Here is a 25,825-nt window from a genome sequence, read left to right as displayed (position 1 = left end):
GGGGGGCATGATGACCGCACAGACTCATTCGACCGAAGGCGGGCTGCGGGCGTGGCTGACCGCCGAGACGCCGCAGTCCCGCGGGCAGGCCCGGATGGGCCGGGTCTATCTGGGCTGGCTGGCCTTCGCGCGCAACCGGCTGGCGATGATCGGGCTGGGCATCGTGCTGCTGCTGGTGCTGATGGCGGCGCTGGCCCCGCTGCTCGCCCCCTACGACCCCTACACGCAGGACCTGTCGCAGCGGCTGCTGCCGCCCAGCGCGGCGCACTGGCTGGGCACCGATGCCTTCGGGCGGGACATCCTGTCGCGCATCCTCTACGGCTCCCGCCTGACGCTGATGATCGTGGCGCTGGTCGCGGTGACCGCGCCGGTGGCCGGGCTGCTGATCGGGACGGTGGCGGGCTATCTCGGCGGCTGGGTGGACGCGGTGCTGATGCGCGTCACCGACATCTTCCTGGCCTTTCCGAAGCTGATCCTGGCGCTGGCCTTCGTCTCGGCGTTGGGGCCGGGCATCGAGAACGCCATCATCGCCATCGCGATCACCAGCTGGCCGCCCTACGCCCGCATCGCGCGGGCCGAGACGATCACCATCCGCAAGAGCGACTTCATCAGCGCGGCCCGGCTCCAGGGCGCCTCGACGCCGCGGATCATCCTCGGCCATGTGGTGCCGCTCTGCTCCTCCTCGCTGATCGTGCGGGTGACGCTGGACATGGCGGGGATCATCCTGACGGCGGCGGGGCTGGGCTTCCTCGGCCTCGGCGCGCAGCCGCCCGCCCCGGAATGGGGCGCGATGATCGCCACCGGGCGGCAGTATGTGCTGGAGCAGTGGTGGGTCGCCACCATGCCCGGCATCGCCATCTTCGTGGTCAGCCTGGGCTTCAACCTGCTGGGCGACGGCCTGCGCGACGTTCTGGACCCGAAAGGCCAATGACCCAACCGTCAATGAGCGAGACACTTCTGCTGGAGGTCGAGAACCTCCGCATCTCCTTCCCCACCCGGACGGGCGTGACGCAGGCGGTGCGCGGCGTCTCCTTCACCGTCGGGCGGGAAAAGCTGGGCATCGTCGGCGAATCCGGCTCCGGCAAGTCGATGACCGGGCGGGCCATCCTGCGGCTGGTCCCGGCGCCCGGCGTCGTCACCGCCGACCGGCTGAGCTTCCAGGGCGAGGACCTGATGACCCTGCCGGAGAAGCGGCTGCGTGGCATCCGCGGCCGGCGCATCTCCATGGTCATGCAGGACCCGAAATTCTCGCTGAACCCGGTGATGACCATCGGCGCCCAAATCGCCGAGGCCTACCGCGTCCATTCCAGCGCCGGCACGGTGGAGGCGAAGCGGCGCGCGCTGGAAATGCTGGAGGCCGTGCGCATCCGCAACCCGGAGCGCGTCTACGGCCTCTACCCGCATGAGGTGTCGGGCGGCATGGGCCAGCGCATCATGATCGCCATGATGCTGATCCCCAACCCCGACCTGCTGATCGCCGACGAGCCGACCTCGGCGCTCGACGTCACGGTGCAGATGCAGGTGCTGGCAATCATGGACGAGCTGTGTTCCAGCCGCGGCATGGGAATGATCTTCGTCAGCCACGACCTGAACCTCGTGGCGTCCTTCTGCGACCGCATCCTGATCATGTACGCCGGCCGGGTGGTCGAGACCTGCCGCGCGTCGGAGCTGCACGCGGCCAAGCATCCCTACACCCGCGGCCTGCTCGACAGCCTGCCGCGCCTGGACGACACGCGGGCGGAGCTGCCGGTGCTGGCGCGCGACCCGTCCTGGCTGGAGGGCGGGCGATGATCGACGTCAAGGATCTGCGCGTCACCTTCGGCCATGGCGCCGACGCGGTGGCCGCCGTGCAGGGGGTGTCCTTCACCGTGCGGGAGGGCGAGAGCTTCGGGCTGGTCGGCGAATCGGGGTCGGGCAAATCGACGGTGCTGCGCGCCGTCGTCGGGCTGAACCACGACTGGACCGGGTCCATCGCCGTGGCCGGCGCGGCGCAAGGCCGTCGTCGTGAGAAGGGCTTCTTCAAGTCCTGCCAGATGGTCTTCCAGGACCCCTACGGCTCGCTGCACCCGCGCCACACCATCGACCGCATCCTGGCCGAGCCCATCGCCATCCATGGCTTGCGCGACGCCGACGCGCGGATCGACCGGGTGCTGCGCGACGTCGGGCTGGGGCCGCAGTTCCGCTTCCGCTACCCGCATCAGCTCTCCGGCGGGCAGCGCCAGCGCGTCGCCATCGCCCGCGCCCTGGTGCTGGAGCCGCGCGTGCTGCTGCTGGACGAGCCGACCTCGGCGCTCGACGTGTCGGTGCAGGCGGAAATCCTCAACCTGCTGAAGCGGCTGCGGGCGGAGCACGCGCTGACCTACGTGCTGGTCAGCCACAATCTGGCGGTCGTCGCCACCATGTGCGACCGGCTGGCCGTGATGAACCGCGGCCGCATCGTCGAGGAGATGGACGTGGAGGCCCTGCGCCGTGGCGCGGCGCGGGAGGACTACACGCGGCAGCTCCTGCGCGCCAGCCAGGGCTACGACCGGGCGGTGGCGGACAGCTTCAAGGACTTCGCCTGAAGCGATCAGTCCGCGCCCGGAGCCTGAGAGCTGGGCGGCGCGGCGGGCCGGGTGGCCAGCGCGTCGGCCCGGGCCTGGAGCTTGGCCAGCAGGCCGTCGAGCTGGCCCATCTCCTCCTCCGTCAGGGCGCCGGTCAGCTCCCGCTCGTAGTCCAGGGCGAGGGGGACGATCTCCGTGTAGATCGCCAGCGCCTTCGGCGTCAGGGTCAGCTGCGCCTTGCGGCGGTCGGTGGCGCCCGATTCGCGCAGGATCAGACCCGAATCGAGCATCCGGCTGATCGCCCGGCTGACCTGCACCTTGTCCATGGCGGTGCGCTGGGCGATCTCCCCCGCGCTCAGCGTCTCGCCGCCGCCCAGCACGGCGATGACCCGCCATTCCGGGATGGTGATGCCGAATCGCTTCTCGTACAGCTTCGCCACCGTGTGGCTGACCGTGTTGGACAGCACCGCCAGGCGGTAGGGCAGGAAGCGGATCAGATGCAGCAGCGGCGCGGCGGAATCGGCGCCGGAACGCTTGCGGCGGGGGGAGGCCATGGGGTGTCGCGCCTTATCGGAATGCGGGAACCTGGAGACGGTTTCTCCATCCTGCCCCGGAAATTGGCGGACGCAACCGTTTCAGATAAAATTTTTCAGCCGCCGGGAATTTGCCGGACAGCCTCAGCGGTTGACGATCAGCGCCACCCCCAGCACCGCCACGATGGCGCCTGCCCAGGCTCCGGCCCCCGGACGCTGGCGGGTCCAGACCCACAGCATGGGCAGGATCAGCACCGGGCTGGTGGCCGACAGGGTGGCGACCACGCCGGCGTTGCCGTGGGCCAGCCCGATCAGCAGCAGCGTCATGCCCAGCCCCAGCCCGATGAAGCCGTTCACCACTATCTGGGCAAAGATGCGCGGCGTCAGGCCGGGGCCGAAGCCGAAGCGCTGGCCGGGCAGCAGCCCGCCCGCGAACAGCAGCAGCCCCGACATGCCGACGCGCACCGCCGCCGCCGCGATGGGGTCGGCGCCCGCCGCCATCACCGGCCGGGCGATGACCGAGCCGGCGGCCTGGCAGACGGCGGCGATCAGGCAGGCGCCGACGCCGACCAGCAGGCGCCCCCGCACCGACTCCCAGTCATGGGGAACGGTGCCGGTGCCGTTCGGGACCGGGCTGGCGCGGAAGAAGATCGCCAGCATCACCCCGGCGGTGACCAGCGCGATGCCGACCGCCGTCCATGGCCCCAGCGCCTCCCCCAGCACGGCCCAGGCGAGCAGCGCGGTGATCGGCGCGTTGGTGGCGTAGATGACCGAGTTGCGGCGCGGGCCGATGCGCCCCAGCGCCCAGAACAGCGCGGTGTCGCCCATCACGATGCCGACCGCGCCGGACAGCGCCAGGATCGCCGCCCCCTGCAGGTCGAGAGTCTGCCAGCCGCCGAGCAGCGTCGCGGCCAGCGCCGTGCCGACGAAGACGATGCTCATGCGCAGGCGGTTGAAGGCGACCGAGCCGATGGCCCGCACCGGGCCGATGGCGATCAGCCCGCTGGCCGCCCAGCAGAGCGCGGCCCCCAGGGCGGCGAGGTTGGCGGTCAGCATGGCGGGAGCTTCGCAAGGGCGGGGTGGGGCGCAGAGTGGGACATCGTGCCGGCACCCTATCCGGAACCCGGCCGCGACGGTAGCGCGGCGGTGGCATGGCGGGGGTGTGGGCGGGCGGTTTGCCTACTGCACCACGATCCGCCGCACCACGGCCTTGGTGGCGCGGGCCAGATCCGCCGGGGCCAAGGCGATCTGCAGGCCGCGGCGCCCGCCGTTGACGACCATCTCCGGCAGGGCCTCGGCGCTGGAGTCGATGAAGGTGGGCAGCGCCTTGCGCTGGCCCAGCGGGCTGATGCCGCCGACCATGTAGCCGGTGGTGCGCTCCGCCAGGGCGGGGTCGGCGAGATCGGCCTTCTTGGCTCCCGCGGCGGCGGCCAGCGCCTTCAGGTCCAGCTTCGCCGCGACGGGGATGACGACGCAGGCCAGCGCCTTCGGCTCCAGCTGGACGATCAGCGTCTTGTAGACCACCGCCGGGTCCAGTCCCATCGCCGCCGCGGCGTGCAGGCCGATGGCGTCCGCCGAGGGGTCGTACTCATACTCCATCAGGCGGTGGGCCATCCCCGCCGCCTTCGCCGCGTTCACTGCCGGTGTGACCTTCGCCGCCATGATGACCTTGCTCCCCCGGGCGCGGATTCGCCCTTGTGCGTCGGGAGCTTAGCAGACCGCTCGGGCGAGGGGGAGAGGGGGCCGGAGGGGAGGGCGCAACGCCGCGGTGCACCCCTTTCGACGATGCAATTTTGCCCAAATTGCGCCCGTGTTCATGCCAACGCGCCTTGGACAGACGGGCCGCCTGCCGCGATTCTGAGCGCCGGCCCGTTTCCCGGTCGGAGAGTTGGAGAATCATGGTTCCACGCACGCTGCTTGTCGTCGATGACGATCCCACCCTGGAAGGCCGGGTCCAGGACGCCCTGCCGGCGTGCCGGATCGTCGCCGCGGGCGGCGTGGCGGACGCGCTGGAGGCGGTGCGGGCGTACCGGCCCCCGGTGGTGGCCCTGTCGGTCGATCTGGCCCAGCTGGCGGAATCGCCGAACGGAAGCGGCGATGGCCTGGACGCCCTGTCGCTGATCCTGGGCGAGGCGCCGTCAATCAAGGTCATCGCGCTCGCCCCATACGACCAGCGGGTGCTGGCGGTGCGAGCGGTGGCCCGCGGCGCCCACGAGGTGTGCGGCAAGCCGATCGACGCGCAGGAGCTGGCCGGGGTGGTGCAGCGCGCCTTCCAGCGCGCCGACCTGGAGCTGGAGGGGCGCCGGCTGGCCACCGGGGACGCCCCGCCGACCCTGCGCGTCCTGCGCGACGAGACGGAGCGGCGCGCCCTGCTCGATTCGCTGGCCCGCTCCGGCGGCAACCTGTCGGCGACGGCGCGCCTGCTCGGGGTCAGCCGTCCGACGCTCTACAGCCTGCTGCGCCAGCACGGCATCCGCGCCGATTAGGGCCGACCCGACCTATTCCGCGCGCGAGCCGGGATTGCCGATCATCGACAGGAACTCCCGCCGGGTGGACGGGTCGCTGCGGAAGGCGCCCAGCATCCGGCTGGTCACCATGGTGACGCCGGTCTTGTGCACGCCGCGGGTGGTCATGCACTGGTGCTGCGCCTCGATCACCACGGCGACGCCTTCGGGCTGGAGCACCTGATCGATGGCGTTGGCGATCTGCGCCGTCATCTTCTCCTGGATTTGCAGGCGCTTGGCGTAGGCCTCGACGAGACGCGCCAGCTTGGAGATGCCGACGACGCGCTGGCGGGGCAGATAGGCGACGTGGGCCTTGCCGATGATCGGCACCATGTGGTGCTCGCAGTAGGACTCCAGACGGATGTCGCGCAGGACGACCATCTCGTCGTAGCCGTCGGTCTCCTCGAAGGTGCGCGCGAGGATCTCCTCCGGATCGATGGCGTAGCCGGCGAAGAACTCCTCGTAGGAGCGAACCACCCGGTCGGGCGTGCCGACCAGACCCTCGCGCGACGGATCGTCGCCGGCCCAGCGGATCAGCGTGCGGACGGCGTCCTCGGCCTCGGCACGGGTGGGGCGCACGATCTCGCCATGGCCGGTGTCGGCGGGGTGGCCGGGGCCGCGGAGGACGTTGTCGGCGTGCGGAGTCTTGGAAGCCGTCACGGGGCGAAGCCTTTCGATTCCTGGTCAAACAGGTTCTGATCACATGCGGGCCGTCGCCGCGGCACACAATGCCGGAGCCGGCAAGTCAGGTATGAGTACGGCCCACAGCTCGCCCGGTTCACCGGGACTTTCGAGAAAGCCGGCAGGCAGTAGGGCGGAGTATGGCGCAAGTGGGTTCGAAGGCCCCACAGTCAAGGCGCCGGGTTCGGTCTTTCAGCCCGCGCTGCGGCGATTGGTTGCACGCGCCCGGTGGTTTTTCAATGCCGGCCGTCGCACGGCGGGCGTCAGTTCAGCTGGCGGGGCTGGTGCGGGCTGTCCAGCGAGAAGGCGGGGACCGCCACGTCGAAGGCCTCGCCGCCCCCCGTTTCGAAGCGGTAGGAACCGACCATGATCCCGGATGGCGTGGGAAGCGGCGTTCCGCTGGTGTATTCGAAGCTGCCGCCGGGTTCCAGCACCGGCTGTTCGCCCACCACGCCCGGCCCGCGGACCTCCTGCACGCGCCCCAGCGCGTCGGTGATGTGCCAATAGCGTGTGCGCAGCCGGACGGTTTCCTGGCCTTCGTTCTCGATCCGGACGTGATAGGCCCAGACATAGCGGCTTTCGGCGGGCATGGACTGCTCGTCGAGAAAGACCGGCTGGACGGTGACGCGGATCGCGCGGGTGACTTTCGTGTACATGGCGGCACTCCCGGCACTGAGAATAGGGGCGGGGGAAAGCGCCTGTCCAGTGGCGGAGCGGGGGACACCCCCTCCGGATGCCCGGAAGCGACGGGACGGGTGCCGCGGCGATGCATGCAGGACACACCGGGAAGCCATGCGCAACGGGCCGGTTCCGGCCCTTTCACGATCGCTTGAACCCCCTGTCCACTGGTGTTATATGCGAGGTCCCTGCAACGGCCGAAGAGCCTTGCCCATGTCTCGTCCGCACAGCATCAGCATCCGACGACGACGCCACGCCGCGCTGCGCGCGGGTGCGGCCGTCCTTGGGTCGCGTGCGGACGCTTCGGGTCTCCGCCGGCACTGATCCGGCGCTCCCCCGGCGCGGCGGCGCGATCCGCCTCCGACTACAGTCTTTCTGCCGGGAAGCCCTTTGACATGATGATCTCCCTGGAAGAGCCGCGGCACGACGCGGCGATCGCAGCCCTGCTCGACCGGTCCTTCGGCCCGGATCGTTTCAAGAAGACCGCCTACAAGCTGCGGGAGGGCGTGGCCCCGATCCCAGAGCTCGGCTTCGTCGCCATCGAGCATGACGAGCTGGGCAACGAGATTCTGGAGGGCACGATCCGCTACTGGCCGGTGACCATCGGCGGCACGGTGCCGGCGCTCCTGCTCGGCCCGATCGCGGTGTCGGACCGGCTGCAGGGCGGCGGGCTCGGCAGCAAGCTGATCCGGATGAGCCTGAACAAGGCGGCGGCACTGGGGCACCGGGCGGTGATCCTGGTCGGCGACGCGCCCTATTACGCGCGGTTCGGCTTCACGCGGGAGCTGACACTGGACATGGCCCTGCCGGGACCGGTGGATCTCGACCGCTTCCTCGGCCTGGAACTGGTCCCCGGCGCCTTGGCCGGCGCCGCCGGAATGGTGACCGTCCCGACGGTGGACGAGGGCTACGGCGTGCCCGCGAACGAAGACGTTCGGCAGGAGGCCGGCGGCACCGCCTTGTTTCCGCGACTGATCTCGCCGCTGGTGTCGGTTTTCGCCGCGTCCCCGCGGGAACTTTCCGAATCCCGCCTGTGGCATGCTCGAACCGCTTGAAAGCGGCGAAAGCGTCGCCTATAAACATGCGGCGCGCGGGTGTAGCTCAATGGTAGAGCAGAAGCTTCCCAAGCTTACGACGAGGGTTCGATTCCCTTCACCCGCTCCAACATCTCCCTGAAAATCAGACGTCTGCTGAAGCCCTGACATTGAGGGCGCGCAGGCGTGCGGGGTGGCCGCGGACATTGGTCCGGCGGCCTGATTCCCGTTGTGAAACCGGTGTTTACCGGTGTTTGCCGTTGTTGGAGCTCAAGGCGCCCACCGCGGCGCCGGCCGCGCCGCCGATCACGCCACCCATCACGGCGCTGCCCCCCGTCAGGGCGCCGACCGCGGCACCGCCCGCGGCGCCGATGGCGCCACCCGACAGCGTGCGCTGTTCGCGGTGGCTGAGGTTCGAGCAACCCGTCAGAACAAGGCCGCCAACCACGATTACTGCCAGTTTCTTCACCATGATCCTACCCGTTTTCTTCCCTGCATTCTTAGGTGCCGCCAGCCTCGGAAGCCAGCGGCCAAGCCTGCGCTTGAGTCGCATGCTTACGGAATGAACACGCTTTTGCGTGTGACTATTCCGGGGCAGAAAGCCATCCTTTTCACCCCTAAGAGAGTGGGCCTGACTCCTCACCCTCCCTCGAAATAGGAGTCCGCAAGCGCTCTGCAAAGCCAGGGGGAGCGGTGTTTGGTGAACAGTCAATAACTATAAAAATAATCTGGTTATTGCTTTTTTACCATTGTCCCGCGTCGAATGGTTGCACTGATTCGGGGGTGTTTCCTCTTTACTTCATTCAGGGCGCGTGGAACGTTCAGTGTCCTAACGACCTGCGCGACATTGAGGACGCAGGCTCATCGGAAACGTCCCAGGATGCCCACCATGCTGCATCTTTCCCGACCGCAGGCGCTTGCCGCACTCCCGGCGAGCCGCCCGAGTGACCGCCGTGAACGGCATCCGTTGCAGCCGGTCAGCGCCCATCCCTGCGCGCCGGCCTTCGAGCGCTCGGATGCGGCGATCCATCCAGCGGTTCCGGCCGTAGGCCAATCCACATCCCTGGTTCGCGCTGGGGGGGAACCGCTGGCCCGTGTCATCCGCTTGGCGACAACCGGCGTGTGGGTGGTGAAGCGCCATGGCCGGATGCTTGAAATCGACGGGCGGCTGCACTGGAACTGCCCGCGCACGCTCGCGTCGGACGCCGAGCGCGCCGGCGTCGTCCTGTCCGATCTGGTCGTGAACACCGGTCACCAGCTCTGATCCGGTGGTGGAAAAAGAAAGGAGCGGCGCCCGCCGGCGCCGCTCCCTGGTGTTCTCGGGTCCGGTGGGGAGCGTTGGTCAGCGCTCCATCGTCACAGCCTTGATGGTCTCGACGCGGATCTCCTCGGTCAGCCGTTCCTTGTAGGCGGCGAATTCCGGGGTGGTCTTGACCTTGTAGGAACGGGGGTGCGGCAGATCGATGGGGATGTCGCACTTGATGCGGCCGGGGCGGGCCGACATCACCACCACGCGACTGGCCATGAAGATGGCCTCGTCGATGTCGTGGGTGACGAACATCACCGTCTTGCGGTCGGCCTCCCAGATGCCCAGAAGCAGCTCCTGCATCAGCTCGCGCGTCTGGTGGTCCAGCGCGCCGAAGGGCTCGTCGAGCAGCAGCATCTTCGGGTCGTTGGCCAGCGCGCGGGCCAGCGCCGTGCGCTGCTGCATGCCGCCGGAGAGCTGGGCGGGGTGGTGGTTCTCGAAGCCCTTGAGCCCGACCTGGGCCAGGAAGCGGTCGGCGATCGCCAACTGCTCCGCCCGCGGCAGGCCGCGCTCGCGCAGGCCGAAGCAGACGTTGTCGCGCACGGTCAGCCAGGGGAACAGCGTGTAGGACTGGAAGACCATGCCGCGGTCGGGGCCGGGGCCGGACACCGCCTTGCCCTCCAGCAGCACCTCGCCGGCGGTGGGCGTCTCCAGACCGGCGACGATGCGCAGCAGCGTGGACTTGCCGCAGCCCGACGGCCCCAGGATGGTGATGAAGTCGTTGTCGGCGACCTCCAGGCTCGTCGGCACCAGCGCGCGTGTCGGCGCCGTGCTGTTGCGGCCGGGGAAGGTCTTCTCGACGTTGCGGATGGACAGCTTGCTCATGGCCGGCGCTTATCGTCCTTTGGCCCACGGGAAGAGACGGGCGTTGAGCGCCCGGAACAGCAGGTCGGTGATCAGGCCGATCACGCCGATGATGAAGATGCCGAAGATCATCTGCCCGGTGTCGAGGAAGCGCTGGGCGTCGATGATCATGTGGCCGATGCCGCGCGACGCGCCCACCAGCTCCGCCACGATCACGTAAGTCCAGGCCCAGCCGAGCACGAGGCGCAGCGCCTCGAAGATTTGCGGCGAGGCGGCGGGCAGCAGGACGCGCAGCACCACGCCGTCGCGCTTGGCGCCCAGCGTGTAGGCGGCCTCCACCAGATCGCTGCGGATGCCCGACACGATGACCGTCACCATGATGATGAGCTGGAAGACCGAGCCGATGAAGATGACCAGGATCTTCTGCAGCTCGCCCACGCCGGCCCACAGGATCAGCAGCGGGATGAAGGCCGAGGCCGGCAGATAGCGGGCGAAGGACACGAAGGCTTCGAAGAAGGCCTCCACCGGCTTGAAGGCCCCCATCAGGATGCCCAGCGGCACCGCCAGGGCGGCGGCCATGACGAAGCCGGCGAAGACGCGCCAGACCGTGACGGCGATGTCCTCGGCGAAGCCGAACTCCCGGAACAGCGCGATGCCCGCCGTCAGCGTGTCGCCGGGCGAGGCCAGGAACAGCGGCTTCACGAAGCCGCCGTAGGTGGCGATGCCCCAGCCCAGGAAGAACAGCACGAAACAGGCGATGCCCAGCACCGTGCGCAGCGCCGGAGCGACCGGCTTCAGCGGAGTGAAGAGGGGGGACATGGGATTGGCGGACCGTTGTCGGGTTTGGAAGGCGGCGCCCCCTCCCTAACCCTCCCCCGCCTTCGGCGAGGGAGGGAACTTAACCCCCTCTCCCGCGAAGCGGGGGAGGGCTGGGGAGGGGGCAAGAGCTTACTTAACGAAGGACGTGTCGGTCATGCTGTCCAGGCTCGGCGGGGCCTTGCGGATCAGCTTGGCCTCCAGCATCACGTCCTGGACCTCCTTGATGAAGGTCGGCATGGTCTTGGTCAGATACTCGATGTTGCCGGCCTTGTCGTACCAGAGCACGGTCTTGGCGGAGGTGGCGAACTGTTCCGGCGTCTGGTTGACGTCGCGGGCCATGATCTCGAAGGCCTTCTTCTCGTCCTTCTTGATCTCGTCCAGCGCCTCGAACCAGCTGTCGACGAAGGCCTTCACGACCTTCGGGTTCTTCTGGATGTAGTCGGGCTGGAAGGCCAGCGTGTCGATGATGACGCCCGGCGTCTGGTCCGACGTGACGATGATCTTGCCGTTGGCCTCGCGCACCTTGGACAGGTACGGCTCATAGGTCACGGCGGCGTCGAACTGGCCGGCGACGAAGGCGTTGGCGGCGTCGGACGGCTGGAGGTTGACGGTCTGCACCTCGCCGATCGACAGGCCGTTCTTCTTCAGCACATAGGCCAGCCAGAACTGTGGCACGCCGCCATACTGCACGGCCACCTGCTTGCCCTTCAGGTCGGCGAGGCTGTTGACCGCGTCGCGCACGACGATGCCGTCGCCGCCGTGCGAGCTGTCGAGCACCAGCACCTGCGTCACGTCCACGCCGGAGGAGGCGTAGAGCAGGTGCGTGTCCACCGTGGTGGTGATCGCCTGCACCTCGCCCGCCGCCATCGCCTGGTGGCGGTTGGAGGTCGGCATCTTCTTGATCTCGACCTCGATGCCGTTCTTCTTGAAGATGCCGGTTTCCTTAGCCAGCGTGATCGGCGCGAAGCCGGTCCAGCCGCTCATCGCCACGGTCACCTTGGTCTGCGCCGAGGCCGAAACCGCGCACAGCCCGGCGACGGCCGCCGCCAGGGCTCCGGCCATCCACGACGTCTTCCTCATGATCCCCCGCTCCCGGTTCTGAAGGTGTCTTTTGATCGCGTCGGGCGGCGACCCGCCGCCCACGCATCCGTGTGCCGCATTGTGCACGCGCGCGGGGCGGGTGGGAAGGGATGGGCGGCTGCGGCCGCGCAAGCCTGACCTTCGTTGGAAGGGCCGGAAGGAAGCTCTTGCAACCAAAGGCTTATTGGGATGCTTGCGTGCCCAATCCATATACCAACTGAACAAACTGCGACGGGTGTATGCCGTTCTTTTGGGCATCACATAGGGGAGGCCGGACAGGATGCGCTCCATGGACCCGATGAAGCCGCCAACGAACCCGCCGATGAACGCGACGGACCGCCAGCGGACGCTGGACTATTTCGAACGACTCGGCCGGGACAAGGTGCGGCTGTACAGCGCCATCGACTGCGACCGTTACCTGGGCGGCTGGCAAGTGCGCGAGCTGGCCGACCAGTGGCTGGCTGAGAAGGCTGCGGAGGAGCGCCCGGTGCCGCTGTGGCGGCGGATCGTCCGGCGGCGCTGACGCCGCCGGACGCTTTCCTTCCGTTTACACCGCCCCAGCCCGTTTACGCCGCCCCGGCATTCGCCATCATCTTGCGCAGATCGTTGGGGAAGACCGGCTTGTGCAGGATGCTGAAGCCGTTGCGGCGGGCCTCGTCCAGCCGTTCCGGGGCGGTGTCGCCGGTCAGGATGATGCCCGGCACGTCCTTGCCGACCAGACCCTGCACCGCGGCCAGGGCTTCCGGCCCGGTCCGCCCCTGCTGGAGTTGATAGTCGGCCAGCACGATCTGCGGACGCCGACCGTCGGCGCGCAGCCGTTCCAGCGCCTGGTCGCCCGAGCGCGCGGTCAGCACGCTGTAACCCCAGCCCTCCAGCATCGCCTTCAGGCCGAGCAGGATGATCGCCTCGTCGTCGATGACCAGCACCATGCCCTTGGTCGCGCAGTCGTTGGCGGCCTGCCGGAAGAGGTCCATGGCGGGCGGCGGCACGGCGGCGCGGGGCTTCTCCACGACGACGCGCGGCATCTCCACCGAGAAGACGGATCCGATGCCCTCCTTCGAGCGCACGCGGACGCGGTGGTCGAGCAGCTTCGACAGGCGCTTGATGATGGCGAGGCCGAGGCCCAGCCCGCGGTCGCCGCTGCCCTGGATCTGGGTGAACTCCTCGAAGATGTCCTCCAGCCGGTCGGCGGGGATGCCGACGCCGCTGTCCCACACCTCGACGCGCAGCCGGTCGGGGCCGCTGCGGCGGCAGCCGATCAGGATGCGGCCCTGGCGGGTGTAGCGCAGCGCGTTCTCGATCAGATTGCGCAGGATGCGCTCCAGATGCGACGGGTCGGTGCGCACCCAGGCCCGCGTCGGGACGGCGCGCAGCTCCAGCCCCTTCTGGGCGGCGCGCGGCGCGTATTCGGCGACCAGACGGCCCAGCACCTGGCCCAGCCGGACCTCCGCCGGGTTGGCGGCGATCTTGCCGGATTCCAGCCGCGACATGTCGAGCAGACCGTCCAGCAGGCCCTTCAGCGTGTCCAGCGCCTGACGCATGTTGTCGAGCAGCGGCAGGCTGGGGTGGCCCTGCAGGCGGTCGCCCAGCGCGGCGGCGAAGAGGTAGAGCGACTGCACGGGCTGGCGCAGGTCGTGGCTGGCGACGGCCAGGAACTTGGACTTGCCGGCGGCGGCGTGCTCCGCCGCCTCCCGCGCGCGGCGCAGGTCGGCCTCGGCCTGCTTGCGGCCGGTCACGTCGACGGCGGCGCAGGTGATGCCGGCCAGCGCGCCGTCGGGGCCGCGCAGCGGGTCGATGGTCATGTCGTAGAAATGGTCCTGCCCGGCTTGGCGGATGCGGACCTCCTCGCGCACGCCCTCGCCGGTCTCCAGCGCGCGGCGCTTGATGGCGGTCACGACCTCGGCGTCGGCGGCGTCCTCGAACACCTCGGCATCGGTCTTGCCGACGACGCGGTCCGCCGTGAAGCCGAGGGCGGGGTTGTGCATCCAGGTGTAGCGCAGCGCGCAATCCTGGTTGAAGACCACGACGCCGGAGTTGCGCAGCGCCGTGCGGAAGCGCTCGTTGGCGACGCGCAGCGCCTCCTCGGTGGACTTGCGCTCGGTGATGTCGATGCCGGAAACGATCAGGTGGGTGATCCGCCCGTCGGGACCGCGCATCGACGTGACCCGCATCTCCATGATCGCAGCGCGGTCCCCGGCGATGCGCACCGGCGCGTCGAAGCGCGCGGAGTCGCCGTGGGCGGCGCGCTCCACCGCCGTGCGCAGGCGGTCGCCCGCGGCCCCGGCGAAGGCGCGCCGGCAGGCCTCGTGGAAGGGGTGGCCGACGATCTGCTCGACCGGCAGGCCGGACGCCTGGACGGCGGTTTGGTTGACCTGAAGCACGTCGCCCACCGGGCTGAGCACGCCGATGAAGGTGGGCAGGGTGTCCAGGACGGCGCGCAGATGCTCCTCCGAGCCGCGCAGCGCGCGCTCGCGGGCCTCCAGCGTCTCGGCCATCGCGTCGAAGGCGCGGCCGAGCTGGCCGATCTCCGACTTGCGGTCCACCAGACCGGCCCGCGCGCTGGAATTGCCGGCGCTCCAGCCCTGGGTGGCGCGGATCAGCGCCTCGACCGGGCGGCGGATGAACAGGGTGCCGCCGATCCAGGCGGCCAGGATGGCGACCAGCAGCCCGGTCAGCGTCATCAGCAGGCCCTGGCGGGTGGCGCGGTCGATGGTGCCGGCCACGGCGGTGTGGTCGAGCCCAACGCTGATGAACAGGTCGCGCGTGCCCTGGCGGGACGGCGAATAGGCCAGCACCCGCGCCACCCCGTCCATCCCCGGCAGGGTGGTGACGCCGCCGCGCTTTTCGCCCAGCAGGTCCAGATAGGGCTGCGGCACGCGCTCGCCGCGCTGGGCGATGCCGTTGGGCAGCTTGACCAGGATGGTGCCGTTGCGGTCGGTGACCAGCAGGCTGGCGTTCTCGGGCAGCGGGCGCGCCGCGAAGTTGGTGGCCAGCCAGGGCAGGTCGAGGCCGAGCGTCACCACGCCGGCGACCGTGCCGGCCTCGTCGCGGAAGGGAACCGCGAAGGGCAGCATGGCGGTGCCGGGTTCCGCCGCCGGGCCGGGGGTCGTCCATTCGCCGACGACGAAGCGGCCTTCCTCCAGCGCGCGGCGGATGTAGGGACGGTCGGCGGCGGTACGGTTGGCGCCATGGTCGAGCGCGGCGCTGCACAGAACGGTGCCGTCGCGGTCGAGGACGGACAGGTTGCGGTATTCGGGGGCGCGTTGGGCGAGCCGGATCAGATGGGCCTGGCATTGGGCGTAGTCGCCGGATCGCAGGGTGGCCGATTCCGCGATGGAGGTGACCATCAAGCGCGCGCCATCGACGATCCGGGCCTGCTCCCCTTCGACCAGATGCAGCAGCCGCTCGGCCTGGGCCGCAACCTCCTCGGCGCGTTCCGCACGGAACTGGAACACGCTGTAGGCCTGGATGCCCAGGGCCGGCAGAACGGCCAGAAGCACCAGCAGGAAAAGGCGGGCCAGCAAGGTCATCGTGTCACAGGCTCCCATCGGGCGGGAAAGCAGTCGGAACCGAAAGTCCGCTATCGTTTCGCCTGTGTTCCGAATAACCTTTGCATGGTTAAATCGCAGTTAATGGAGGGGATTTATTTTCTTACGGATCGGCAACCCGCGGGATTCTTGGTGGAAATAAAGGGGTATACGGAAGGGTGAGGTTGAAGATTTACTTCTGTATTTCTCCTAAAATTTTCGGATTTATTTTTATCGGAAGAGGTAATCATCACCCCTTTCGATCAATGGGCGGCCGTTGCTGTGGGCGGGCCATTGCTGGGCGATGCCGGATGTGGCTGATGACGTCCCGCTTGAAATGGATGTGTCGCTCTCCTTCGTCCCGTTCCGCCCTCCGCGGTGTGGGCGGAGTCCAGCCTGTACGGTAAGGTTGTGGAGACCAGCTTGATCGCACCTCTGCGGCGGCTCCTGCGTCGTCTCAGCAAAATAGGTGTCTGCAACCTTTTGTCCTGCGGTTACCATGGGTGGATGAGCGAAGCCGTTGCAACCCATGGTAAATCCGGGATGCGCAGCATTCCTGAACCGGATCATCCGCTTTCAGCGGAGGACAGGCGTGGTACAGTACACGCCCCGCCGATCCGGAAGACCCGCTTGCCGTTGAAGTCCCATCATCGTCCGCTGGTCCTTCTGGTGCTGGCCGCGCTGCTGCCTCTGGTTGTCCTGTCGGCGGTTCTCGGCGGCGCCTGGCTGCGCGGGCAGCAGAGCGCGATGGAGGCCAACGCCATCGCGCGGGTGGACCGGTTGTCGGCCCTGGTGGACCGCGAGCTGTCCGCGCAGATGGACGCGCTGAAGGCGGTGGCGGCGTCGCCCCTGCTGGACGGTCTCGCCGCGGGCCGCGAACTCGACGCCGTGACCTTCTTCGAATACGCCGAGCGGGTGCAGAGCGCGCTTCCCCTGTGGACGACCATCGTCCTCAGCGACGTCGAGGGGAACCGGCTGGTCGACGCTCCCTTCCTGGTGGGCGGTGTCCGGGGCAGGGTGCTGGACATGGACAGCCACCGGCGCGTGGTGGAGACGGGCCAGCCGGCGGTCGGCACGATCCTGCGCGGACCGCGCGGCAATTACGCCTTCCCCATCCGCGTTCCGGTGACGCGCAACGGCGCGCCGGTCGCCGTCCTGTCGGCGGTGGTGATGCCGGAGGGCTTCCAGAGCCTGCTGTTCGGCAACCGCCTGCCGCCGGGCTGGATCGCCGCGGTCATCGACGCCGAGGGACGTCTGGTGGCACGGGCCGGCGGAGAGCCGGACATGATCGGGCGCCACGCCAGCGAAAACGCGCTTCGCGCCCGCCGCGCCGCCGGCAGCGGCGTCTATGACGGGATGAGCCTGGAGGGCACGCCGACGGTGGTCGCCTTCCGCACGCTGCCCGATTACGGATGGTCGGTTCACTTCGCCATCCCGCAGGACGCCTATCGGGCACCGGTCTCCAACGCGGTCTGGCTGGCCGGGGTGGGGGCGTTGGCCAGCCTGCTGATGGCCGGTGCCTTCCTGTGGCTCCTCGCCCGCGAATTGCGGCTGCGCCGCCGCCAGGAGGCGGCGCGGGAGGAAAGCCTGCGGCTGGAGGCCCTTGGCCGCATGACCGGTGGCGTCGCCCACGACATCGCCAATCTGCTGACCGTCGTGATGAGCGGCATCGCCGCCATCCGCAGCCGTCCCAACGACGCCGAGCGCATCACCCGCGTGCTGCCCGAGATCGAGGGTGCCGTGGCGCGCGGGCAGGCGCTGATGCGGCAGATGGCCGCCTTCGGCCGCCGCAGCGTCTACGAACCGGTGCCCTTCCGCCTTCAGAGCCGCAAGGCGGCGCTGGAGGCCCTGCTGGCGCGCTCCGCCGGCAGCGCGGTGGACACCGCCCTGATCGTTCCGGACGACCTCTGGCCCATCATCGCCGATCCGGACGCCATGGAGGTGGCGCTGCTCAATCTGGCGGTGAACGCCCGCGACGCCATGCCGGAGGGCGGAACGCTGACCGTCATGGCGGAAAACCGCGCCCTGCCGGGGCGGCGGAGCGACGACACCGGCCTGACCGGCGATTTCGTGGCGCTGGCCGTCCGCGACACCGGAACCGGCATCCCGCCTGATCATCTGCGCCGCATCTTCGAACCCTTCTTCACCACCAAGCCGGATGGCAAGGGAACCGGGCTGGGGCTCAGCCAGGTCTTCGGCTTCGCCCGGCAGTCGGGCGGGACGGTCACCGTGACCAGCACGGTCGGGGCCGGCACCACCGTGACGCTCTATCTGCCGCGGGCGGCGGGCGACATCCCCGGCTGAACAGGTCGGCGGCCGGGGAACCGCCGTGCCGCGCGCCGTGTTGAACGGGCGCCATGGACACAGCATTCCGCACGCCCCCCCATTCCACCACGACGGACGGCGCCCCGCGCACGGTCGGCGTGGAGGTCGAATTCGCCAATCTCGACGCCCCGTCGGCGGCGGCCGTGGTGCGCAGCCTGTACGGGGGCGCGCTGGAGCCGGAGGACCCGCACCGCTGCCGGGTGACCGGCACGCGGCTGGGCGACTTCGCGGTGGAGCTGGACATGCGCTCCGCCCATCCGGGCAAGACGGAGGAGAGCGACGCCGGCCCGCTGGGAAAAGCGGTGGGCAAGGCGGTGGATGGCGTGGTGGAGGCGCTGCGGCCCTGGTGGGGCAACATCGGCAGCCTCGTCATGCCGTTCGAGATCGCCGCCCCGCCCATTCCCATCGACCGGCTGGCCGAGCTGGAGCCCCTGTTCGCCGCCCTGAGCGCCCAGGGAGCCGCCGGCACGGACGCCAGCCCGCTGTTCGCCTTCGGCCTGCACCTGAATCCGCAGGTGGCGCGCACCGACGGCGACTATGTGCTGGACCATCTGAAGGCCTTCCTGCTGCTGGCCCCCTGGCTGCGCCGCGAGATCCGCGTCGACCCGACCCGGCGCCTGACCGGCTTCATCGCCGCCTTTCCGGTGGACTACGCGGTGAAGGTCGTCGATCCCGCCTACCGTCCCGACCTCGACGGGCTGGTCGGCGACTATCTTGAGGCCAACCCGACGCGCAACCGCGAGCTGGACCTGTTCCCGCTGTTCGCCCATCTCGCCCCGGAGACGATGGCGGCCAAGCTGAGCGACCCGCATGTGCGGCCCCGCCCGACCTTCCATTACCGCCTGCCGAACGCCCGGCTGGGCGACCCGGACTGGAGCCTGGCTCAGGACTGGAACCGTTGGGTGGCGGTGGAGGAGCTGGCGGCGGACCGCGATCGGCTCGACGCCCTGGGGACGGACTTCCGCGCCTTCGCCGCGCGCGAGGCGCTGGACGGCTGGGCCGCCGAGGCGGGCCGGCGGCTCGCCGTCTGACGGGGGCGACATGGCCGCCTTCATCGCACGGGGACGCCCCCTGATCGGAGTCACCGCGTCGGTTCACGGCAGCCGCATCGCCTGGTGGGCGAACCGGCTTGCGTTGCGCCGCGCCGGGGCGCGGGCGGTGCGCATCACGGCGCGCGATCCCTTTCCCATCGAGCGGCTGGACGGTCTGGTGGTCGGCGGCGGCGACGACATCGACGCCGCCCTCTACGGCGAGACCGCCCTCCCGAAGATGCGCATCGACCCGGAGCGCGACCGGCTGGAGCTGTGCGCGCTGGACGGCGCGGCGGCGCGGCGGCTTCCCGTTCTGGGCATCTGCCGGGGTTCGCAGATGATCAACGTGCACCGCGGCGGCTCGCTGCTCACCGACATCCACGAAGTGTACGAGGAGGCGCCGCGCCTGCGCACCGTGCTGCCGCGCAAGCGCATCCGCATCGACCCGCGCAGCCATCTATACCGCATCCTGGGCATCGCCGAATGCCGGGTCAACGCGCTGCACCATCAGGCGGTGGACCGGCTGGGCGACGGCCTGCGCGTGGTGGCGCGCGAGACGGTGGGGATCGTCCAGGGGATCGAGGCGGTCCACCACCCCTTCCTGATCGGGGTGCAGTGGCATCCCGAATATCTGGTTGCCGACCAGCGCCAGCAGGCGCTGTTCCGCACCCTGGCCGCCACCGCCGCCGGAACCGCCAGCCTGGAGGACGCCGCCGCCTTGTGATCGCTCCTCACCCGTGTGATCGCTCCCTAACTGTTCGTTGTGCCACCATTTCCCTCGCGCGCGGAAGCGGCTATCCTAACGATCGGGCCGAATGATCGGGGCTTGGCGATCGGGCCGCCGCAACGGCGGAGGGGCAAGGGCGTGACGGAGAAACAGGCGGGCCGGCGGCTGCGGCTGCACACGGTGACGATGATCACCGCGCTGGCCACGGCGTTTCTGATGGCCGGGCTGACGCTTGGGGTGGGCGGCGCCTTCGTCCGGGTGCTCGACCTCGCGGAGGAGGCGGACCGCGCCATCGTTCCCCAGATCGCCCGCCAGCACCAATACGCCGTCTTCGCCGCCCGCATGGGCCAGCTCGCCGAGGCCGTCCTGCGCTCGCGCTCGCCGGAGGAGCGCGCCGGTGCCCTGGCCGAGGTGGAAGGCGTGTCGCAGCGCTTCGCGGCGGACGCGGCGGCTCCGGAGCTTCTCCAGCGGCTCGAAACGGCCATCCAGGCGGTGCGCCGCACGGCCGAGCGGGCCGATGCCATCGACGCCCTGGCGGCCCAAGCCATCACTTTGCAGCGAAAGGGGGACGAGGCGTTCCTGAGCCTGCTGCGCTCCGGCGCCCCCCTGGCGGTGCAGGAGCCCTACCACCGCGCGCTGGAGGCGCTGGCCGCCGGGCTGATCGCGACGGACACGGAGCAGCTCGCCGCCGAGGTCGCCCGCTTCCACGAGCACGCCGCCGCGGTGGTGAACGCGCTGATCCCGCTGGAGCCGGGAGAGCGGGCGCCGCTGGCCCGCACCGCGCGCGACCTCGACGGGCTGGGCGCGCTGTTCACCCTGCGCCGGACCATCCTGGCGGAGGCGGGTCTGATGGGGCTGGAGACGGAGATCGCCCACGGCGTGCTGAACGACCTCAGCGGCAGCCTGACCGACGCCGCCGCGACCAACACGCGGCGCATCGCCGACACCTTGACCGATCAGGCGCGCAGCGGTCTGTGGATCGTGCTGGTCGGGCTGGGCATCGCCTCGGCGGTGCAGACGCTGCTCTACGTGCTGCTGCGCGTCCATGTGGTCCGCCCGATCCGCCGCGCCTCGCAGGCGCTGGCTATGGTTCAGAAGGCGCGCCGCACCGTCCGTCTGCCGCCCGCCCTGTTCGCCGAGCTTCAGGCCATCTCCACCAGCGTCGAGCGGTTCGGCACGGCGCTGGTGGAGACCCACGCCTACGCCGAGGCGCTGAAGGCGGGGGAGGAGCGGATGCGCGCGATCCTGGCAGCCTCGCCCTTTCCCATCGTGATCGCCCGGCGGTCGGACGACGCCGTCCTGTTCGCCAACCCGCAGGCCGAGGCGCTGTTCGGGACCGAGGGGGAGCGGCTGGCGCTGACGCGCAACGCGCGCTTCTTCGTTTACCCGTCCGACGCCGCCCGGCTGTCCCGTCTGGTGGCCGAGCAGGGGGCGGCGAGCGATCTGGAGATGGAGATGCGCACCGCCGGGGGGCGGCCCTTCTGGGCGATGATCTCCGCCGTGGAGATCCATGACGTGGACGAGCCGGCCATCCTCATCGCCGTCAACGACATCACCCTGCGCAAGCGGTCGGAGGAGGAGACGGAGGCCGCCAAGCAGCGCGCCGAGAGCGCCCTGGCCGATCTGCGCGACACCCAGGCCCACCTGATCCAGGCGGAGAAGATGGCCTCGCTTGGCGGGATGGTGGCGGGGGTGGCGCACGAGGTGAACACGCCGGTGGGCATCGCCCTGACCGGCATCACCCACTTGGCCGACCAGACCCGCAAGGTGGTCCGCGGGGTCGAGGCCAACACGCTGCGCCGCGCCGACTTCACCGGTTATCTGACCACCGCCGGGGAGGCCTGCCGGCTGATCGAAACCAACCTGAACCGAGCCGCCGAGCTGATCCAGAGCTTCAAGCAGACCGCGGTGGACCAGACCAGCGAGGAGCGGCGCCGCGTCGATCTGGCCGCCTATCTGGACGACGTGCTGACCAGCCTGCGCCCGCGTCTGAAGCAGACCCCCCACCGCGTGGTGATCGACTGTCCGGCGGGCCTGTGGGTGGACAGCTATCCCGGCGCGCTGTTCCAGGTGCTGACCAACCTGACCATGAACGCGGTGGTCCACGCCTATCCGGACGGGCGGGCCGGCACGCTGACCGTCGCCGCGACCCGCCCCAACCCGCAGGAGGTCGAACTGCGCTTCTGCGACGACGGCTGCGGCATTCCCGCCGCCCATCTGGGGCGCGTCTTCGACCCCTTCTTCACGACGCGGCGCGGCGAGGGGGGAGCGGGCTTGGCCTGCACATCGTCTACAACATCGTGACCACCCGCCTGCGCGGCAGCATCCGGGTCGAAAGCCGGGTGGAGGGCCGGGAGGGCGGCCAAGAGGGTGGAGGCACCTGCTTCGTCCTGCGCTTCCCCGCCGAGGCTCCCCCCGCGGTGGACTCCGGTGAACCGGCGGCGGTCAGGGCGGAGCCGGTGAGCTGAAACGGAAAAGGGCGCGCCGGAGATCCCGGCGCGCCCTTCGCTGCAAACCTTGAAGGTCGTTACTTGCTGCCGTCCGGGCCGCAGTTCGGGGTGCCCGGCGGGCAATGGGTGCCGGTCGCGGTCTGGTTGTCGCGGGCCGGGTTGCTGCTGGTGGCGCTGCCCAGGCCCGACGGCGCCGTGGTCTGGCCCTGCCAGGTGCCGCCCGACGAGCCGCTGCCCATGGTGCCGCTGCCCATGGTGCCATTGCCCATGGTGCTGCCCGACGAACCGGGCACGGTGGTCCCCGGCGAGTTCATGGTGCCGGTCGAGCCGGCGGTGCCCGGCGTGGTGACGCTGCCCGGGGTGGAGCCCGGGCCGGAGGTGCTCAGGCCGGTGGACGGCGAGGTCGTGGTGCTGGGAACGGTCGGGCTCACGGCGGTGCCGCCCGACTGGGCGACGGCGGAGCCGGCCATCAGGGCGAGGGCCGACGCGGCGGCGATCAACAGGGTACGCATCCTCATCTCTCCATCTGGTGGCGGCGCCCTTTGGCCGGGCGCCTTCCTGGCGGGGGTTCGGGCGGGGATTCAGTCCGGCGCCCTGCGGCGCGCCCGTCCCCCATTCGCCACTCCCAACAGAAGGCCCGGCGCATCGTTGCGGAGAAACCGGACGGTCATCCAATCTTTTGGTCCGATCTTTTGGCGAGCCACCCGCCGTCCGGGCGTTCCGTCCTCCCCCACCCAGATGCGGATGCCGGGCGATTCCGGAGCAGCCGGTCGCCTTGCGGAACAGGCCGCCGCCGGAAGAGTTGACGCAAGCACCGTTACGGCACGTCGAGGCAGGAATGAGCGATCATCGGGATGCGGCGGACCATGCCGGGGGGCGGCCCATCCTGCGCCCCGGCGCCACCTGCTGGCGGACCGAGCGCGCGGACCGGGTGGCGGTGCTGGTCGATGGCGCCGCCTTCTTCGCGGCGGTGCGCGCCGCCCTGCTGCGGGCGCGGCGGTCGGTGATCCTGCTCGGCTGGGACATCGATCCGCGGATGCGCCTCGACCCCCACGACCCGGAAACGCTGGGCGATTTCCTCGCCCGCCTGATCCGCCACCACCCGTCGCTGCAGATCCACGCGCTGAAGTGGGACATGCCGTTTCCCATCTCGCTGGAGCATCCGCATGGGCCGCTGGAGCGGCTGAACCGCCGCACCGGCCCGCGGCTGACGCTGGAGCTGGACGACGCCCTGCCCGTGGGCGCGGCGCAGCACCAGAAGCTGGTGGTGGTGGACGATGCGCTGGCCTTCTGCGGCGGCATCGATCTGGCCGGCGACCGCTGGGACACGCCGGAGCATCGCGACAACGACCCGCGCCGCCGCTGGCCGACCGGGGAGCTTCACGCCCCGCGCCACGACGTGATGATGGCGGTGGACGGCCCCGCCGCCCGCGCGCTGGGGCTGATGGCGCGCGAACGGTGGAGCCACGCCACCGGGCAGGCGCTGCCGCCCCCGCCGCCGGAGGGGTTTCTCGCGGGCGCCGCCGACCCCTGGCCGGAGGGGCTGCACCCGCTGATCACCGACGCGGATGTGGGCATCGCCCGCACGCTTCCCGACTGTCTGGTCGGCCGTCCGGTTCGCGAGAACGAGGCGCTGACCTTCGCCGCCATCGCCGAGGCGCGCCACAGCATCTATCTGGAGAACCAGTATTTCGCCTCCTTCCGCGTGGCCGAGGCGCTGGCCCGGCGGCTGCGCGAGCCGGACGGGCCGGAGGTGGTGGTCGTCGTTCCCATGGAAAGCCCGAGCTGGTTCGACCGCATGGCCATGGACACGCCGCGCGGCGTCGTGCTTCAGGAGCTGCGCGCCGCCGACCGCCACGGGCGCCTGCGCGCCATGACCCCGCTGACCGAGGGCGGCAACGGCATCGTCGTGCATTCCAAGCTGATGGTGGTGGATGACCGGCTGCTGCGCATCGGGTCGAGCAACCTGAACAACCGCTCCATGGGCTACGACACCGAATGCGATCTGGCGGTGGAGGCACCGCCGGGCGACCGCAGCGACGCCAACCGCAGCACCGGCAACGCCATCGCCGCGGTGCGCAACCGCCTGCTGGCCGAGCATCTGGGTGTGGACCCGTCGGAGATGACCGCCGCCGTCCGCGCCACGGGAAGTCTGGTGGCCGCCATCGACCGGTTGAACAAGCCGTCCGGACGCCGCTTGGCGCCGCTGCCCGACACCGACCCCGGCCTGACGGAGCAGGCTTTCGCCGCCCTGCGCATCGCCGACCCCGACCGCCCGGAGGAAGCCTGGGCCGTGTGGAAGCGCATGCCCCCGGCCCCGGCGCCGGCCCGCTCCCTGACCCGCGCGGTGGGGGCGGCCCTGTTCACCGCCGGGGCGATCGCCGGGGTCTACGCGGTGGCGCGGGCGATGGTCGAGACCGAGCGCGGCGACCGCTGAGCGGCGCGGCGCGCAGGTCGGTCAGGCGGCGCGCTTCCGGACGCCGGACAGGCCGCGCAGATCCTCCTCCAGACCGTTCAGCCGGGCCAGCCCGCCACTGATCGCGTCCAACTCCCGCCGCAGCCCCTCGGGAACGCGCAGGTCCCCGGCGAAACCGGCCAGCGTGTCGGTCAGGGAATCGCCCAGCCGGTCCAGCTCACCCATCAGCCGCCGCTCGTGCCCGGCGACGTCCTGCTGGCCGGCGCTGAGGCTTTGCAGGCGGTCGGCCAGATCGGACAGCAGCGCGTGCTCGGCGGCCACCTTGGCCTGGGCGTCCTGCCCGGCGATCTGCTGGGCGATCGCCTGCTGCATGCGGTCGATGCCCTTCTGGATCACCTGGATGGCCTCGTTCGACTGGCGGGCCAGATCGCGCACCTCGTTCGCCACCACGCGGAAGCCGTGGCCGTATTCCCCGGCCCGCGTCGCCTCGATGGCGGCGTTCAGCGCCAGCATGTTGGTGGCGGACATGATGCGGGTGATGGCGTTGACCGAATCCTCAAGCGCGCGGGACTCCGCGACGATCTGCTCGAACCGCGTCAGGTCGGAGGTCGCCTCCGCCCGGCGGCGGTCGAGATGCTCCTGGAGGCTGGCGAGAAGCGTGTGGTTCTCCGTCGCGCGGCGCTGGGCGTCGTCGTGGCGGCCGGCGATCTGCACCCCGCTGTCGCGGATGAAGCCGACCAGGGAGGCCACCGCGTCCTGCGTGTCGGACAGGCGGGCGCGCAGGGCCTGCACCTCCCGCTCCGCCTGATCAAGCGCCCCGCCGACGCGGGCCTTGGCCAGTTCCACCGCCTGCGGCACCTCGGCGATGGCGCGCTCCGCCTCCGGTGGGATGCCCTGGGGGCGGCGCGCGAAGGCCAGCCGGGCGGCGCACAGGCTGCCGAACTCGTCCAGCGGGCCGTCCATGCCGTTGTCGCGCAGCAGGCGGCGCCACTCCTCCGAATCCCGGTGCAGGGTGACGAACAGGCGGTTGGCCTCGTCCGTCGTCAGCGTCTCGCCGTCGAAGGTCAGTTGTTCGTGCGGGATGAAGTTGAACAGCGACGTAACCATGGTCCGCCGCGTTTCCAGAACCCAATATTGCACGACCATCACCACCATGATGGTGACGATCATGCCGAGCGCCGCCGCCGGCCCCTCCGGCACGCCGAAGCGGTGCAGCGTGGCGTTCCACAGCGGGTTGAGGAGAACCACCACCACGATCACCGGCAGGCCGATGATGAGGAGAAGCAGAGCCTGCGCCTTCAAAAATCCCCTGCTGAGCATCGCTCCCTCGTCACCCTGTCCAGTGGTCATTCCGAATCCCCGCGCAA

General features: G+C 70.2%; 23 protein-coding genes, 1 tRNA gene and 1 pseudogene. 13 read left to right on the top strand and 12 right to left on the bottom strand.

Annotated elements, in window-relative coordinates:
• Nucleotides 1-10 precede the first annotated feature (10 nt).
• The 3 genes from nikC to ACWPN7_RS17435 are packed head-to-tail and all read left to right on the top strand — an operon-like array spanning nucleotide 11 to nucleotide 2,564.
• Complete coding sequence (gene nikC / locus ACWPN7_RS17445) at nucleotides 11-931, top strand: nickel transporter permease (RefSeq protein ID WP_459197745.1); 921 nt, start codon at nucleotides 11-13, stop codon at nucleotides 929-931.
• A gap of 11 nt (nucleotides 932-942) precedes the next feature.
• Entirely contained in the window at nucleotides 943-1,791 is an 849-nt protein-coding gene (locus ACWPN7_RS17440; RefSeq protein WP_459197738.1) for an ABC transporter ATP-binding protein, read from the top strand.
• Nucleotides 1,788-2,564: an ABC transporter ATP-binding protein gene (locus ACWPN7_RS17435; protein ID WP_149651729.1), complete on the top strand. Its 777-nt coding sequence runs from the start codon at nucleotides 1,788-1,790 to the stop codon at nucleotides 2,562-2,564. Before ACWPN7_RS17440 ends, ACWPN7_RS17435 begins: the two co-directional genes overlap by 4 nt.
• Nucleotides 2,565-2,569: 5 nt before the next feature.
• Here the strand turns inward: ACWPN7_RS17435 and ACWPN7_RS17430 are convergent, their stop codons facing one another.
• The 3 genes from ACWPN7_RS17430 to ybaK all read right to left on the bottom strand — a co-directional run bounded on the left by ACWPN7_RS17430 (nucleotide 2,570) and on the right by ybaK (nucleotide 4,738).
• Complete coding sequence (locus ACWPN7_RS17430; protein ID WP_456530865.1) at nucleotides 2,570-3,097, bottom strand: MarR family winged helix-turn-helix transcriptional regulator; 528 nt, start codon at nucleotides 3,095-3,097, stop codon at nucleotides 2,570-2,572.
• 123 nt (nucleotides 3,098-3,220) lie between these two features.
• Nucleotides 3,221-4,132, bottom strand: coding sequence for a DMT family transporter (locus ACWPN7_RS17425; protein WP_014239117.1), 912 nt, complete (start codon nucleotides 4,130-4,132; stop codon nucleotides 3,221-3,223).
• A gap of 123 nt (nucleotides 4,133-4,255) precedes the next feature.
• Nucleotides 4,256-4,738, bottom strand: coding sequence for a Cys-tRNA(Pro) deacylase (gene ybaK / locus ACWPN7_RS17420; protein ID WP_459197737.1), 483 nt, complete (start codon nucleotides 4,736-4,738; stop codon nucleotides 4,256-4,258).
• A 236-nt stretch (nucleotides 4,739-4,974) separates the two neighbouring features.
• On the opposite strand from ybaK, the gene ACWPN7_RS17415 reads away from it, so the two are divergent.
• On the top strand, nucleotides 4,975-5,562 hold the full coding sequence (locus tag ACWPN7_RS17415; RefSeq protein WP_459197736.1) for a helix-turn-helix domain-containing protein: 588 nt from the start codon (nucleotides 4,975-4,977) through the stop codon (nucleotides 5,560-5,562).
• A gap of 12 nt (nucleotides 5,563-5,574) precedes the next feature.
• Here the strand turns inward: ACWPN7_RS17415 and folE are convergent, their stop codons facing one another.
• Nucleotides 5,575-6,240: a GTP cyclohydrolase I FolE gene (folE, locus tag ACWPN7_RS17410; RefSeq protein ID WP_198129123.1), complete on the bottom strand. Its 666-nt coding sequence runs from the start codon at nucleotides 6,238-6,240 to the stop codon at nucleotides 5,575-5,577.
• A gap of 284 nt (nucleotides 6,241-6,524) precedes the next feature.
• Complete coding sequence (gene apaG / locus ACWPN7_RS17405) at nucleotides 6,525-6,917, bottom strand: Co2+/Mg2+ efflux protein ApaG (protein WP_014238636.1); 393 nt, start codon at nucleotides 6,915-6,917, stop codon at nucleotides 6,525-6,527.
• A gap of 417 nt (nucleotides 6,918-7,334) precedes the next feature.
• Between apaG and ACWPN7_RS17400 the strand changes: the two genes are divergently transcribed.
• Complete coding sequence (locus ACWPN7_RS17400; protein WP_456526328.1) at nucleotides 7,335-7,994, top strand: GNAT family N-acetyltransferase; 660 nt, start codon at nucleotides 7,335-7,337, stop codon at nucleotides 7,992-7,994.
• Between the two features lie 35 nt (nucleotides 7,995-8,029).
• Nucleotides 8,030-8,103 (top strand) — tRNA-Gly (locus ACWPN7_RS17395).
• Nucleotides 8,104-8,217: 114 nt separating this feature from the next.
• Here the strand turns inward: ACWPN7_RS17395 and ACWPN7_RS17390 are convergent.
• Nucleotides 8,218-8,445: a YMGG-like glycine zipper-containing protein gene (locus tag ACWPN7_RS17390; RefSeq protein ID WP_459197735.1), complete on the bottom strand. Its 228-nt coding sequence runs from the start codon at nucleotides 8,443-8,445 to the stop codon at nucleotides 8,218-8,220.
• A gap of 417 nt (nucleotides 8,446-8,862) precedes the next feature.
• Between ACWPN7_RS17390 and ACWPN7_RS17385 the strand changes: the two genes are divergently transcribed.
• Nucleotides 8,863-9,237 carry a hypothetical protein gene (locus ACWPN7_RS17385; RefSeq protein WP_459197734.1) on the top strand — a complete coding sequence of 125 codons (375 nt, stop codon included), beginning with the start codon at nucleotides 8,863-8,865 and terminating at the stop codon, nucleotides 9,235-9,237.
• A gap of 78 nt (nucleotides 9,238-9,315) precedes the next feature.
• Here ACWPN7_RS17385 and ACWPN7_RS17380 read toward each other — a convergent pair whose 3' ends face one another.
• From ACWPN7_RS17380 to ACWPN7_RS17370, 3 genes are all read right to left on the bottom strand, one after another.
• Nucleotides 9,316-10,104, bottom strand: coding sequence for an ABC transporter ATP-binding protein (locus ACWPN7_RS17380; protein ID WP_014238630.1), 789 nt, complete (start codon nucleotides 10,102-10,104; stop codon nucleotides 9,316-9,318).
• A 9-nt stretch (nucleotides 10,105-10,113) separates the two neighbouring features.
• On the bottom strand, nucleotides 10,114-10,902 hold the full coding sequence (locus ACWPN7_RS17375) for an ABC transporter permease (protein WP_038529855.1): 789 nt from the start codon (nucleotides 10,900-10,902) through the stop codon (nucleotides 10,114-10,116).
• Nucleotides 10,903-11,031: 129 nt separating this feature from the next.
• Entirely contained in the window at nucleotides 11,032-11,982 is a 951-nt protein-coding gene (locus ACWPN7_RS17370; RefSeq protein WP_103040433.1) for an ABC transporter substrate-binding protein, read from the bottom strand.
• Between the two features lie 289 nt (nucleotides 11,983-12,271).
• Here ACWPN7_RS17370 and ACWPN7_RS17365 point away from each other — a divergent pair, with 289 nt between their 5' ends.
• Nucleotides 12,272-12,505: a hypothetical protein gene (locus ACWPN7_RS17365; RefSeq protein ID WP_200775671.1), complete on the top strand. Its 234-nt coding sequence runs from the start codon at nucleotides 12,272-12,274 to the stop codon at nucleotides 12,503-12,505.
• Between the two features lie 43 nt (nucleotides 12,506-12,548).
• Here ACWPN7_RS17365 and ACWPN7_RS17360 read toward each other — a convergent pair whose 3' ends face one another.
• Nucleotides 12,549-15,512 (bottom strand): PAS domain-containing protein, encoded by a 2,964-nt coding sequence (locus tag ACWPN7_RS17360; RefSeq protein ID WP_459197733.1) that lies wholly within the window; start codon nucleotides 15,510-15,512, stop codon nucleotides 12,549-12,551.
• A gap of 627 nt (nucleotides 15,513-16,139) precedes the next feature.
• Here ACWPN7_RS17360 and ACWPN7_RS17355 point away from each other — a divergent pair.
• The 4 genes and pseudogenes from ACWPN7_RS17355 (at nucleotide 16,140) to ACWPN7_RS17340 (ending at nucleotide 22,060) form a co-directional block, all read left to right on the top strand.
• A complete protein-coding gene (locus tag ACWPN7_RS17355; RefSeq protein WP_459197732.1) occupies nucleotides 16,140-17,813 on the top strand; it encodes an ATP-binding protein in 1,674 nt (557 codons plus the stop codon).
• A gap of 53 nt (nucleotides 17,814-17,866) precedes the next feature.
• Nucleotides 17,867-18,865, top strand: coding sequence for an amidoligase family protein (locus ACWPN7_RS17350; protein ID WP_038529843.1), 999 nt, complete (start codon nucleotides 17,867-17,869; stop codon nucleotides 18,863-18,865).
• 10 nt (nucleotides 18,866-18,875) lie between these two features.
• Nucleotides 18,876-19,589, top strand: a complete 714-nt coding sequence (locus ACWPN7_RS17345; RefSeq protein WP_038529840.1) for a gamma-glutamyl-gamma-aminobutyrate hydrolase family protein — start codon at nucleotides 18,876-18,878, stop codon at nucleotides 19,587-19,589.
• Between the two features lie 189 nt (nucleotides 19,590-19,778).
• A pseudogene (locus ACWPN7_RS17340) lies at nucleotides 19,779-22,060 on the top strand (sensor histidine kinase).
• Nucleotides 22,061-22,119: 59 nt separating this feature from the next.
• Here ACWPN7_RS17340 and ACWPN7_RS17335 read toward each other — a convergent pair.
• Nucleotides 22,120-22,554: a hypothetical protein gene (locus tag ACWPN7_RS17335; RefSeq protein WP_051657996.1), complete on the bottom strand. Its 435-nt coding sequence runs from the start codon at nucleotides 22,552-22,554 to the stop codon at nucleotides 22,120-22,122.
• A gap of 326 nt (nucleotides 22,555-22,880) precedes the next feature.
• On the opposite strand from ACWPN7_RS17335, the gene ACWPN7_RS17330 reads away from it, so the two are divergent.
• Nucleotides 22,881-24,479 carry a phospholipase D-like domain-containing protein gene (locus ACWPN7_RS17330; protein ID WP_459197731.1) on the top strand — a complete coding sequence of 533 codons (1,599 nt, stop codon included), beginning with the start codon at nucleotides 22,881-22,883 and terminating at the stop codon, nucleotides 24,477-24,479.
• Between the two features lie 21 nt (nucleotides 24,480-24,500).
• Here ACWPN7_RS17330 and ACWPN7_RS17325 read toward each other — a convergent pair whose 3' ends face one another.
• Nucleotides 24,501-25,808 carry a methyl-accepting chemotaxis protein gene (locus ACWPN7_RS17325; RefSeq protein WP_247875103.1) on the bottom strand — a complete coding sequence of 436 codons (1,308 nt, stop codon included), beginning with the start codon at nucleotides 25,806-25,808 and terminating at the stop codon, nucleotides 24,501-24,503.
• Nucleotides 25,809-25,825 lie beyond the last annotated feature (17 nt).

Source organism: Azospirillum sp. UENF 312511, assembly GCF_058780635.1.
This window is presented reverse-complemented; position numbering and strand designations above follow the sequence as displayed.